The sequence below is a fragment of the Fulvivirga sp. genome (genome assembly GCF_040218215.1).
In the GTDB taxonomy this organism is placed as follows: domain Bacteria; phylum Bacteroidota; class Bacteroidia; order Cytophagales; family Cyclobacteriaceae; genus Fulvivirga.
This window is the reverse complement of the sequence record NZ_JAVJQL010000022.1, coordinates 97,156-110,508: the sequence shown is the minus strand read 5'-3', so window position 1 is coordinate 110,508 and position 13,353 is coordinate 97,156. Positions and strand designations below refer to the sequence as shown.

Below are 13,353 nucleotides of genomic sequence, written 5' to 3'. Positions count from 1 at the left end.
GTCTTGATTTTATCAAGTCATCGCAGGATTTTAAGCCAATTTTAAGAATACTTTAATGGAAGTTTTATTGACAATGCCCAATATTTGAATAATGAGAGTACTTGTAGTAGAAGATGAACCAGGTATTGCAGCATTCCTTAAACAGGGCTTAGAGGAAGAGGCCTTTGCTGTGGATGTGGCAGATGAGGGCAAAAAAGGCCTGCAACTGGCATTGTCTGGTGAGTACGACTTATTACTTTTAGATTGGATGCTACCTGGAATGAGTGGCATTGAGATTTGCAAGCAATACAGAAAAGTGTATCCTGACACTCCAATCATTTTTTTAACTGCAAAAGACACCCTTGATGAAACAATTTTTGGTTTGCAATCAGGGGCAAATGACTACATTAAAAAACCCTTTCATTTTGAAGAACTATTAGAAAGAATCAAAGTGCAGCTGCGTCCAAAATCCGGTGGCCATTCATTGTTCACTTTAGGAAATATTACCCTCAATACGGAAACACATCAGGTTCTTAAAGGAGATCAGGAAGTTAACTTGACTCAAAAAGAATTTGCATTACTCGAGTACCTGATCCGTAATAAAGGCAAAGTATGTAGAAGAACCCGAATAATCGAAAGTGTATGGGACATTCATTTTGACTATAACACAAGTGTAATTGATGTTTATATCAATGCCTTGAGGAAAAAGCTTCAACTATCGGAAGGAGAAAACTATATCCAAACCATTCGGGGAGTCGGATATATCGCTAAAGAAATATGAACCTGAGTTTTAGAAATAGAATCGCCTTTTACTATATGATGGCAACAGCCATTATTATGGCCGTTGTATTTGGCGCCATTTTCTTTACCGTAAAAGAAACGGTATGGCAAAACCTTGATAATGATCTTTCATATGAAGCAAAAAAACATACTGGAGAGATTCAGTTGATTGGAGATAGCATCCTGTTTATGAATAAAGCAGAATGGGAAGAACGCGAACATCGGGAAATACAGGTAAACCCAGTATTTATTCAGCTGATTGATAAGCAAGGCAAATTAATGGATAAGTCCCCCAACTTAAAACTTGATCAATTGCCTTTTAAAGCTTCAGAATTTGGTGGCCATTTTGACACCAAGTTAAATGACAGGGCCATAAGGCAGGCACAAATGCCGATAGAACGGAACGGAAAAATCAAAGGATACATCCTCGCTGCGATGTCATCAGAGTCTGCTTTTTCAATAATTTTAAAACTTAGGAATGTCCTCTTGATATCCTATTTCATTGTCTTAATTGGGTTGTACTTCGTATCACGATTTCTGGCCGGCAGAAGCATTATTCCTGTTCAAGGAATAACCAATACAATAACCAGAATTACCAAAAACAATCTGAAAGAACGTGTAAGCCTGCCACAAAATCAGGACGAGATATACGATCTGTCATCAAGCTTCAATGCCCTTCTTCAACGTATAGAAAAGGCCATGGAACGGGAAAGACAGTTTACCTCTGATGCCTCTCATGAACTAAGGACACCCCTTGCGGCCCTTAGAGGCACCCTGGAAGTGCTCATTAGAAAACCAAGAACCCAGCAAGAGTATGAGGAAAAAATCAATTATAGTTTAAAGGAAATTGAAAGAATGACTGAAATTTTGGAACAGCTGCTTCTACTTGCCCGTTTGGAAACTTCGCCTGGTGAGAATGGTGCAGTCACAAGTCCTCTTTCTGAGCTTATTGATGAATCTATATCACATTTTAAAACTCAAATTGACTACAAAAAACTCAAGGTAAATGTTGAGTTTGATCAAACTGAGAAAGCTCTTGTACCTCACTATTACAGCAATATAATAATTGACAATGTAATAAGTAATGCAATTAAGTATTCTAACCAGAATGGAAAGATAAGTATTGTTACAGGAATGTATGATAATCAAATTATCTGTACCATTAAAGATGAAGGAATAGGAATTAAAGAAGCAGATTTAGCTCATATTTATGATAGTTTTTATAGATCTGATGCTTTGAGCCACAAACACATTACCGGCAATGGCTTAGGGCTGTCAATAGCGAAAAAATGTGCAGATGCTATTCATGCCCAATTAACCATTGAAAGCACTTACGGTGAAGGAACTAAAGTTACCGTTGCTTTTTTAAGCTAATCTTAAGAATGGCTTGAGAAAAGCCTTAGCATACCCCTTCTATATTTGATGAGTCATTAAAAATATACCTCATCAATGTTAGACAAAATCATACAGTACAGTATTCACCACAAGTTGATTGTACTACTATTTTCAGCTAGTATCATAGGTTTTGGACTATACTCACTTTCCCATATTCCGATTGGGGCGGTTCCTGATGTTACCAACAATCAGGTACAGATCATTACCACCTCCAGAAACCTGGCCACAGAAGATGTTGAGAAATTTCTGACCTATCCTGTAGAACTGGAAATGGCCAACTTACCTAATGTAAAAGAAATACGCTCCATTTCTAAATTTGGGCTTTCGGTAGTTACTGTGGTTTTTGATGATAAGATTGGTACATACCTACCCAGGCAGCTCATTGCAGAAAAAATAAAGACTGCCGAAGAAAAAATCCCGGCTGGGTTTGGGAAACCGTTCATGGGGCCTATCACAACTGGCCTAGGGGAAATTTATCAATATGTTATAGAAGTTGATTCAGCGCATCGCAATGACTATTCATTGATGGATGTGCGCACCATACAAGACTGGGTTGTAAAACGTCAGCTTTCTGGTATTCCAGGTGTAGTAGAAGTAAACACCTGGGGCGGCTATCTTAAACAATATGAAGTAGCAATAAATCCAGAAAAATTAAGAAGTCTTAATATATCCGTTCCTCAAACATTTTCGGCACTAGAGAAAAATAATAGTATAGCAGGTGGTGGATACATTGAAAAAACAAATCAGACCTATTTTATAAGGGGCGAAGGACTGGTGGGTTCATTGGAGGATATTGAAAACATTGTAATAGAAAACAGAAACGGAACACCCATATTTATTAAAGATGTTGCTACCGTTGGTTTTGGGCATGCCACACGCTTTGGTGCTATAACAGGAAATGGTGAAGGCGAAAAGGTTTTGGGTCAGGTGATGATGTTGAAGGGGGCAAACTCCAAGGCTGTGATAGATGCTGTCAAAGCAAGGGTGGCACAAATCTCCCCTAGTCTTCCTCCAGGCATAAGTATCAATCCCTTTTTGGAGCGCAGCGAACTTATTGACAAGACCACTTTTACTATTGTAGAGAACCTGATACTCGGGTGCTTAATTGTAATTTTCGTTGTGGTATTGCTGCTTGGCAATATTCGCTCAGGCTTGGTGGTTGCCTCAGTAATTCCATTGTGCCTGCTTTTTGCCCTATCGCTGATGTACATTTTTGGTGTAGATGCAAATTTGATGAGCCTGGGTGCCATTGACTTTGGGATTATTATTGACGGAGCTGTGATCATAGTTGAGTTTATTGCTTTTAAAATCACCGCAGAACGTACTCAACTGTTGGCATTACCAAAAGCTGAGAAGCAAAACTTCATTGATAATATAACACACTTAGGTGCAAGCAAAATGATGCATTCTGCTGTCTTCGGACAGCTCATTATCATCATTGTTTTCATTCCAATTTTATCATTAGTAGGTGTTGAAGGTAAGATGTTCAGACCGATGGCCTTGGTATTTACCTTCGCATTGATTGGAGCCATGATCTTATGCTTCACCTATGTACCCGTAATGGCGTCTTTATTTATAAAACCATCAGACCCAAACAAAAAAACGATCTCTTCACGCCTTATTACATTCTTGGAAAATAAATATACCCCCACCATGACATGGGCTTTAAGAAGTAAAAAAACCGTTATAAGCCTGGCCGTAACACTACTGCTTTCAGTTGCTCTTCTCTTTACCCAAATGGGCGGTGAATTTGTGCCTACACTTGATGAAGGTGATTTTGTGATCCAACCTGTATTGAAAACAGGAACATCTTTGAGCAATACGGTCATGGCCACTACCAGGATTGAACAAATCCTCAAGAAATTCCCAGAAGTAGAACAAGTGGTAAGCAGAATAGGTGCGGCTGAGGTGCCAACCGACCCCATGTCTATGGAAGAGAGTGATGTAATCATCAAATTAAAGCCTAAGAAAGAATGGGTTTCCGCTGAAAGCAAAGATGAGCTGGCTGATAAATTTAAAGAAGCATTGGCAGAAATTCCGGGGGTGGATTTTGAGTTTACCCAACCAATAGAAATGCGCTTCAATGAACTAATTACGGGTGTACGTGCCGATTTAGCAATCAAGATTTTTGGAGAGGACTTAGACATCCTTCATAAAACTGCTTTGGAAGTCGAAAGAGTCATTCAAAATATTGAAGGTGCTGCGGACATCACCGTTGAAAAAGTAGCAGGACTTCCTCAAATGTCTGTAAAATATGACCGACAGAAAATTGCCAAATATGGATTAAATGTAGAAGACCTGAACAATATCATCACTATGGGTTTTGCAGGAAAACCAACCGGAACAGTCTTTGAAGGTGAAAAGCAATTTGATCTGGTGGTTAGATTTGATAAAGCCCACCATCAGGACCTTCAGGATATAGCCACTGCCACCATTCAACTTCCTAATGGTAATCAACTCCCTTTGAGTGAATTTGCCACTATTTCCTACACCAAAGGGCCAGCAAAGATATCAAGAGACAACACCAAGAGAAGAATTGTTGTTGGAGTAAACGTACGAAAAAGGGATTTGGAATCCGTAGTAAAAGATGTCCAGGAAATTATAGACCAGGAAATCAAACTCCCGGCAGGTTATACTATAGAATATGGTGGCCAATTTGAGAACCTCAGAACAGCAAGGGAGAGGCTTATGGTTGCTGTACCTATTGCGCTCATACTCATATTTATCCTCCTTTACTTTGCCTTCAATTCTGTAAAAGAAGCGTTGATCATTTACAGTGCCATCCCCATGTCGGCTGTTGGTGGGGTCATGCTTTTATACATCCGTGATTTACCCTTCAGTATTTCTGCTGGCGTAGGGTTTATTGCCCTTTTCGGTATTGCTGTATTAAATGGCATTGTGCTAATAGAAGAATTCAAAGAACTCAAGGCAAAAGGTGTTCACGACATTAACAATCGTATTTTAATGGGAACAAAAAACAGATTAAGGCCTGTATTGCTCACTGCTGCCGCTGCTGCGCTGGGCTTCTTACCGATGGCCATTTCAACTTCGGCTGGAGCAGAAGTTCAAAGGCCTTTGGCCACCGTGGTGGTGGGTGGTTTAATTTCAGCTACGGCACTTACTCTCATAGTTTTACCTGTTCTCTACGCACTTTTTGACAGAAAAGGGCACTATCCCAAAATTAAAATTCCAGTCAGCACGCTACCAATTTTGATACTCATTACATTGCCTATTCTTGCACATGGTCAAGATCAAAAAATCAACGTAGATCAGGCTGTAGAGATTGCTTTGAAAAATAATCTGGGCTTAAAGGCATCAGCCCAAAAAGTTGATCAAAGCAAACAACTCATAGGAAGTTCCATTGACATCAACAAGACAGAACTTTATTACAATAAAGACAATAATAACATTGCTCCTAACAACCTCCCGCTCAACGTTTGGGGAATTAACCAGTCGCTCCAATTTCCTACTGTATATGGCGCCCAAAGAAAAGTAATGGAAGGCAAATCCCAATTAGTGAAAGATCAGTTTGCCATTGACAAGTACATGGTAGCCAAAGAAGTATCAAAGGCCTATTATCAAGTTGTCTATTGGAGGCAAATGCTGGACAATTATAATTATCTGGACAGTTTATACGCTGTTTTTGCACATGCCGCTTATAGAAGGTTTGAGCAAGGTGAATCCAATTATTTGGAAAAATTGACAGCAGAAACCAAAAAGAAAGAAGTTTCTCTCCAGCTACATCAAATAAGGGAAAGTATTCAAAAATCCCATATCCATCTCAATCAATGGCTTCAATCTGATTCGAGCTATTTGGTGAAGGACAGAATCCTTAACCGCATTGCATTAACACCACTTGATACACTTGCACATCCTACACTTCTCTACTATTCAGATGCAATAAGCCTTTCTGATAGAGCTCTGGTGTTAGAAAAACAAAAATTACTGCCTGACCTTAATATTTCAGTTTTTCAAGGCACCAACAACGGTACCGGAACACGGTCCTACTCAGGTTTTCAGTTAGGTGTCGGTATTCCATTGTGGTATGGAGCGCAAAAATCCAAAATAAATGCTTCAAAAACCGAAGCCTTCATTTTAGCTACTGAAAGTGAAAATTATAAGATACAATTACTTTCTAAGTACCAGACGCTACAATCGGATTTGAGGAAGCATGAAGAAGGGCTAAACTACTATGAATCGACAGGAAAAAAGCTTTCAAAAGAGACCCTTTTCCACGCAGTGCAGGCCTTTCAAAATGGTGAAATCAATTTTCTTCAATATACTCAGCTACTGGACAACGCCAAGTCCATTGAAGTGAATTACCTCTCTACTCTTTTTCAATACAATATGACAGTAATAGAAGCTAACTATTTAATGAACTAACAATGGCAAACAAGACTAAAAACCTGATAAAAAATAAAGCTTTCAACTATCTGATAGCCGCCTCTCTTTTGATATTGTCATCTTGTTCATCCAAGACTGACACAGAAATATCTGTGGAAGGTAAAACACAAAGTATAATTGAAGATGCCTATCATCTTACCACAAACCAATTTCTGTCTTCAAAAATGGCATTTGGAAAAATGGTGCCGGGATCATTTCACGAAGTGGTAAAGGCCAATGGAATGTTTGATGTGCCGCCAGAAAATCGAGCTTATGTAAGTTGCTATTTTGGAGGTATTGTCAAGGACATACGGCTACTGCCAGGTGAAAGAGTAAAAAAAGGTCAGGTGCTTTTTACATTAGAAAACCCTGACTATGTACAAATGCAGCAAGACTTTCTTGAAGCAAAAGGGCAACTCGTTTACTTAAAATCGGACTACGAAAGACAAAAAAATCTTGCACAAGATAATGTCACTTCACAAAAAAACTACCTCAAATCTGAATCTGATTATACTGTTACCAAAGTAAAGGTTGAGTCTTTGAGTAAGAAATTAGGTCTGATGAATATTAATCCAAACACACTTACACTAGAAAATATGCGTACCACTATTATTGTTATGTCCCCCATCAGCGGATACGTAACAGAAGTGGCTATTTCAAGAGGAGCGTTCTTAAACCCTTCAGAATTGGCTGTTTCTATAGTGGATACAGATCATTTGCATTTAGAACTAAATATTTTCGAAAAAGACCTTTCCAAAGTCAAAATTGGGCAGCAGATACAATTCAGGACTCAAGGTGATGAGAGCAATTTCAAACAGGCTACTGTCTATCTGGTAAACAAAACCGTGGATGCAGAAAAAAGAACAATTGGGTTACACGGCCATTTATCTGATGAAAAGCCAGCCGACATGTTTAACCCAGGCATGTATGTAGAGGCTGAAATTTATACCTCTACTTCCTCTAAAATGTCATTACCTCAAGATGCCATAGTAGATATAGATGGAAAATACTATGTACTAGTACTGCAAGATAGTATTGGCGACAGTTATAATTTCATAAAAAAGGAAGTTAAAACAGGACTTTCCAATAATAGTCAAGTTGAAATATTGAATGCCTATGATTTTAAAGAAGACACAGAGTTTCTAGTCAAGGGAGCCTTTAACTTAATAAAAGAATAATTATGAACGATGCACATTTTCACTTAGCAATTAATCATTTGCCTATTGTAGGCTTACTGATTGGAATACTGACACTTTTAACGGGACTAATCCTTAAGAAGGAAGACGTTAAACTTACAGCACTGGGAATTTTTATCTTTAGTGCTATTACTTCTATTGTGGCTTTTTATACTGGTGAGGGAGCAGAAGAGGTGGTGGAGAATATAGCAGGCGTCAGCGAAACACTCATTCATGCACATGAGGAGTATGCCGAGTCATTTTTCACTCTTACACTTATTTTGGGAGGCCTGTCGTTAATTAGTTTTGTAGTGGAAGTCAAAAAACTCAAGCTCTCAAAATACCTGATGCTAGTGTGCCTATTCCTGGCTATTGCCGATGGAATTCTAGCCAAATATGTCGGTACGAGCGGAGGCGAAATCAGACACTCAGAGATAAGAATTGATGCGAAAACGATTCCTTTAGAAGAAGTTGACGATTGATGCCTTGCAAAAAAAAGTGTTCATAGGCATATCGTTATCCCTGTAGGCCAAATAATGCTGATTTTTTTTTAAATTATTTAGGTTTATAGACCAAAACATTTCTTGAGAACTCCGTCTCAAGAAATGTTTTAATTTCAACTCTTAAGACTTAGTTGCTCGCTAAAGCCACATCCCCCTTTAGGTAGGAATTAATAGTCTCCTTAATTTTTGCGATTGATTCAGCACTATTATAGCCATCTTTCAAAGTTTCTTCCTCCAAAGTGAACAACTTCATAAAAAGCACTTTATCATCTATTTTACCTTCTATTTGCACGGTTTTCTTTTGAGCAAACAGTTCGTTCCAAACCTTTCTTACATCGTTCCAGTAAGCCTGCTTATCATTCCACCAGTCTTTTGCTGCCTGGCACTTGCCAGCATCGGTCTTTTTGTATTCATTAAAACCCTTTTCATGAGCTAAAACAGTATCATCGGTTTCGCGCAATACCTTGGCATTGTCTTGCTCATGCACCCAACCATCAGCAGTAATTTCCTGACGGTTTCTTCGCACCATCACATTGTAGTCACTGCGCTTGCTAAATTCCCTTCTGGGTAGGGGTGCATCAGCAGTATTTTCCCAATAGCTGCGGCCATCAACATGCACCCAGCTGGAAGAGCCTTCATAACGTGGTCCGTCATCTACCTGATAGACTTTCTGTGTCCACTGCCCTTGCACCTCATCGGCAGACTTGCTCTCATACTTCCATGTATTGTCTTTATAGAAGGTATGAAAGTCTGTATTTTCATAAATCCAGTCCTGTCTCCAATGCTTGATAATCATATTGTCACCAACAATAAGCAAATGCTGCAAAACAATTTTATCCTTTGATTCTTCGATAGGAAAAACATACTCCAGTCCCCCTGAACGATAGTTGTCATGAAATTTGTAGTCCTTGTTTGGTGAAAATGTTTCGGCAAAATTAAAAGACACTTCATAGCAGCCACACATCGCTTTGATAGCATCAATGTCCTGCTTTTTCTTCTTTTGTGCCTGCACTGTACCTATCGCAAGACAGAAAGCAAATAGTAATAAAGTTCTCATTAGTATATGGTTTTAAAATTTAAGAAAATAGGTTTAAGTCTTGGGTAATACCAGGCGATAACGGTCAGATTGCCAAGTAGGTAAAGTCCTGTCATGATCAGTTCGCCCGTATCATGAGGCTCTAAAAATGCATGGAACAGGAAAATATTTAGCGTGACCGGCAGCAATATTACGGCTCCCAACAAGGCTAAAAACTGGCTTAGCAAAAGGATGCCACCAACAATCTCAGCAACACCAAGCATTGGCCAGAAATAATCTGTCTGTTTTAATCCACCAATGTATGCTCTAATTTTAGCGACATGTGGTGGCACCTCAACAGAAGCTTCAGTCTGAGGCCTTGGTGGTTTTGGTATAAACTTTTGAATACCAGCGTACACGAACAGGCCACCCAGGCCTATTCGTAATACAATCAGTGCAATTTGTAAACCTTTCATACTAATCCAGTAATTCATATTTATATTCAGGATAACCACGCTCGTCTCTTGCAGTAAGGCTGGTAAACTTTAGCTTATAATGATTTCCCTCCGAGTCTTCAATCAGGTAAAACACATCTGTTTTAAGAACGAGAGCAAATCCCTCTAATCCTCGCCAGGTATCACCTATCACGAAGATATTTTCGCTGTCAAGCGTTTGGTTGACCATGTCCTCAGAAGAAAAGTTATCATAGGTAATTTCTGATGTCTCCTCAATTTTTACTGCGCTAACATTTGAACGATTAAGCACCACGATGTCATTGAATGCAATACCCAACCAAACACCATAATTTGCGACACCAGAGTATGTGCTGTACATCAAATCCCAGCTTTCTTTTTCTGGCTCTACTGAGGTAACACCATTGTCAAGATCAGTGTGAATGAAATTGAAAGCTTCATCTTTGGTAATGGTTAGCTCCTCATGGGTACTTGCGGCTATATCAGCATACTGAAGCACGTAATCACTACCGCTGCGTAAAATTCTTACTTTCTTCCAGTTTCGGTCATCACCATCTCTTTTAATGATATAGACTTTGTTTTCACTATCGGTTTCAGAGATAGTACTAATGGCGGTCTCATCAAAACTTCCATTTTGGTTATCAACCCATTCAGATGCTTCTGTATCATAATAGTTGGAAATGAACATTTTACTGGCAAATCCAGTAGTATCATTGGCAGTTACGGCATCAATATCTGTAACATCCAGCGGCCTCGCCATTACAAAAGCGCTGCTGTTCAATACAACAGCAAATTCATTTTGGTCAGAGCTAAAACCCAGATCCCACGAGTATTTGTCAATTTTCGCTTGCGTTTGCTTGCTCAGATCAATAAAAACCTGAAATGGTTGGGCAGCGCCTCCGCCATCTATTTCAACAGTGGCTCCCTTAGAAATAAAATTTTCGGCAAATTGCACACTTAACTCCGACTGGTTACCCGTTATGAAAGTGTTGTCTTCATCTTCCAAAATAGAGAAAACAATGGTTTTATCTTCTTGTAATGCCGCTGCCGAACCAGAGTGTACGGTAAAAGAAACATTCTCGTCTCCCGACTCAAAGGCAAGGGCAATTACATTTTGTTCTGGTGTTACAGAGGTATAGAAATCATTATTTTCACCATAAGCAAGGTCGTTTGGGTTTAGTGATAATTTAACCTCTCCCGCTGTAGAACTAGGCCTCGAAAACACCAGTACAATTTCTGTAGAAGGTGACTGTGGTGAAATGCCCGCCTCTGAACTACTGAAGCTTACAGAAAAAGGCTGTACGCTGTCATCGTCATCCGAGCAGCCTGTAAATCCTAACAAGGCCGTCAATAGCAATAATGTGATGTATTTAGTTTTGATCATTTGTTTTTTATAGTTAATTGATAATTGATTCGTAAAAAATAGCTTCGGCCATAGCCAACGGATGTGCTTCCAGAAGAGCCGCCATGACCTCCCCCGCTTGAAAAGTTGTTGTCAATGGCGGTAATATCAAATAGGTTTTTGGCGCCCGTACCCACTGTGAAATGTTTGCCTATGGGCTGAGTAATAGTTAAATCGAGCCAGTGATAGCCTTCAATACCCTGAAGTTCAGGGGTAAACTCCCCATCCCCATCAAGGTCGACAAGGCGATAATCTTCCAAAGGGCCATTGTATTTATAAAAAGCAGAAATGGAAGTCTTTGATTGTGGCACCGTGTAAGTGGCATTTGTATTGGCTTCCCAGTTGAAAACAAAACCAGGCACATCTACTTCTTCATCCAATAGCTGGTACCTACCTACATAGGAAGCTCCTACATTTAACCTGATGTTGGCAATTTTCAAAGAAAGGTTGGCCTTTGTGCCTGTAGACTTAAACTTGTCAAGGTTGAGGTAAGTGGTAGCTCCATTGCTCTCCTGAGGTGTAAAGAAGGTGATACGATCTGTTATATTATTGTAAAAACCAGAAAGTGATAAACTGACATTATCATCGAATTGTCTTGTAATATCGAGGTTGGTATTATGGGAATATTCCGGTGTAAGCAGCGGATTGCCCAATATGTTATGATTGGCATCGATGAATTCATGATACAATTCCCTGAGCGATGGCACTCTATACCCTCGGCCATAACCTAGCCTTAATTGTGTTTTGTCCGTAATATCATATTTTACATTAACTGAAGGAGCAGGCTGAACGTCATATAGGTTATGATAACCGTACCTTACGCCCGGACGCAGGTATAAATTGGGCAAAACACGTATTTCCGATGAGGCAAAAACATAAAAGTCTTCTGAGTATTTATTTCCAAAGCTCAGGCTGGAACCGCTTCCTTTTTCGATAGTAGATTCTGCACCTAGCTGAATGCTTCCCCATTTAAATTCAGAATAGCTGGCTGTATTCCTGAAAAAGAGCGTTTTATAGGCAGTATTATTGACTTCATTTCGGCCAAATTCCAGATCGCTGTCAACATAAGTAGTAAAGTTTTCGGTAACGCGTTCATAATCTGAAAAGGAAACAACAGGGTGCAAGAACCATTTACCAAGATAACCTTCGCCCTGTAGCTGGTGCATGAAACGATTGGATATAAACTCCTGATCACTGCTATATGGTTCGCTGTTAGGATCAGAGTTATTGATTGCGCCAAAATTCTGAATCGTTTCATTCAGGTAGTCGCCCCGATAGTGAATAGAAAAGTTTTTATAATCATAACGCAAAACACCGCTTCCAAAATACTGCTGTTTAGGGTACCATTGACGATTGCGATCTGTATAAGTATCAGGGTTACCAATCCAGCCGCCAAAGGTGTTTACCCTGCCCTCTAGTTGCCCCGAAATACGGTCTGTAATGGCACCGCTAATATTCAGCTGAGCATTATGGATTCCCTCGTCAAAATATTCAAATTCCCTCTCAACCGACTCTTCCTGAAGAGTGAGGACTGCCAAAATCTTGTGATTATCCTCTTTCTTTGTAATTAAATTAATAACACCAGCTAGCGCATCTGCACCAAAATTTACGGCCATAGGCCCCTCCACAATTTCTATTCTATCAATACTGTTGATATTGATTTGATTGATATCAATTTCATTGCCCACCCCACTCCTTCCCGTAATTGGTACTCCGTCTATTAATACCTTAACATTCTGCCCCGATATGCCTTGTAAGGATATGCCTGAAGTACCCAATGCATTATCACGGCCGAACCTGATGTTTAACTCATTTGACAGGATCTCCTGAACATTAGTGGCCCCTTGTGCCTGAATCCTTTCCTTAGAAATATTGCGGATTTTATACACTGCATTTTTTGCCGATTGAGGACTATACTGTCCCGTAACCACCATTTCTTCCAACAGAATAGTTGAAGGAAGTAATTTAAGGGTAGTTGATTCAGTGATTTCAGATTGCTGCCAACTTTGATAGGATACATGTGTCACACTAAGGCTCAAGGGTGGTTCAAGGGTAGTGACTGCAACCCCGGTATCATCGGTTATAAGCAACTGAGATTGATGATGCTTGTTTTCAACCTTTATCTGAGCCCCTTCAACAGGAAGTTCTGTATCAATATCAACAATAGTTATTGTCACCTGCGCTTGCAGTAGGCCTGTTGATATTATTAGTAAGAGTAGCGTTATCTTTTCTTTCATTATTTAGATTA

General features: G+C 39.5%; 9 protein-coding genes. 5 read left to right on the top strand and 4 right to left on the bottom strand.

Annotation, left to right across the window (positions count from 1 at the left end; genetic code table 11):
* The first annotated feature begins 91 nt into the window (after positions 1 to 91).
* The 5 genes from RIB54_RS15690 (at position 92) to RIB54_RS15670 (ending at position 8,194) form a co-directional block, all read left to right on the top strand.
* Entirely contained in the window at positions 92 to 760 is a 669-nt protein-coding gene (locus RIB54_RS15690; RefSeq protein WP_350069299.1) for a response regulator transcription factor, read from the top strand.
* The gene (locus RIB54_RS15685; RefSeq protein WP_350101773.1) at positions 757 to 2,133 is read left to right on the top strand and encodes a sensor histidine kinase; all 1,377 of its coding nucleotides are present in this window, start codon (positions 757 to 759) and stop codon (positions 2,131 to 2,133) included. Before RIB54_RS15690 ends, RIB54_RS15685 begins: the two co-directional genes overlap by 4 nt.
* 75 nt (positions 2,134 to 2,208) lie before the next feature.
* On the top strand, positions 2,209 to 6,537 hold the full coding sequence (locus RIB54_RS15680; protein WP_350101772.1) for a CusA/CzcA family heavy metal efflux RND transporter: 4,329 nt from the start codon (positions 2,209 to 2,211) through the stop codon (positions 6,535 to 6,537).
* 2 nt (positions 6,538 to 6,539) lie between these two features.
* Positions 6,540 to 7,715 (top strand): efflux RND transporter periplasmic adaptor subunit, encoded by a 1,176-nt coding sequence (locus RIB54_RS15675; protein ID WP_350101771.1) that lies wholly within the window; start codon positions 6,540 to 6,542, stop codon positions 7,713 to 7,715.
* Between the two features lie 2 nt (positions 7,716 to 7,717).
* Positions 7,718 to 8,194: a hypothetical protein gene (locus tag RIB54_RS15670; RefSeq protein WP_350071318.1), complete on the top strand. Its 477-nt coding sequence runs from the start codon at positions 7,718 to 7,720 to the stop codon at positions 8,192 to 8,194.
* A gap of 148 nt (positions 8,195 to 8,342) precedes the next feature.
* Here the strand turns inward: RIB54_RS15670 and RIB54_RS15665 are convergent, their stop codons facing one another.
* The 4 genes from RIB54_RS15665 to RIB54_RS15650 are packed head-to-tail and all read right to left on the bottom strand — an operon-like array spanning position 8,343 to position 13,342.
* Entirely contained in the window at positions 8,343 to 9,272 is a 930-nt protein-coding gene (locus RIB54_RS15665) for a DUF6607 family protein (RefSeq protein ID WP_350101770.1), read from the bottom strand.
* Positions 9,272 to 9,706 (bottom strand): DoxX family membrane protein, encoded by a 435-nt coding sequence (locus RIB54_RS15660; protein ID WP_350101768.1) that lies wholly within the window; start codon positions 9,704 to 9,706, stop codon positions 9,272 to 9,274. Before RIB54_RS15660 ends, RIB54_RS15665 begins: the two co-directional genes overlap by 1 nt.
* A 1-nt stretch (position 9,707) precedes the next feature.
* Complete coding sequence (locus RIB54_RS15655; RefSeq protein ID WP_350101767.1) at positions 9,708 to 11,087, bottom strand: HmuY family protein; 1,380 nt, start codon at positions 11,085 to 11,087, stop codon at positions 9,708 to 9,710.
* Entirely contained in the window at positions 11,084 to 13,342 is a 2,259-nt protein-coding gene (locus RIB54_RS15650; RefSeq protein ID WP_350101766.1) for a TonB-dependent receptor plug domain-containing protein, read from the bottom strand. Before RIB54_RS15650 ends, RIB54_RS15655 begins: the two co-directional genes overlap by 4 nt.
* Between the last annotated feature and the right edge of the window lie 11 nt (positions 13,343 to 13,353).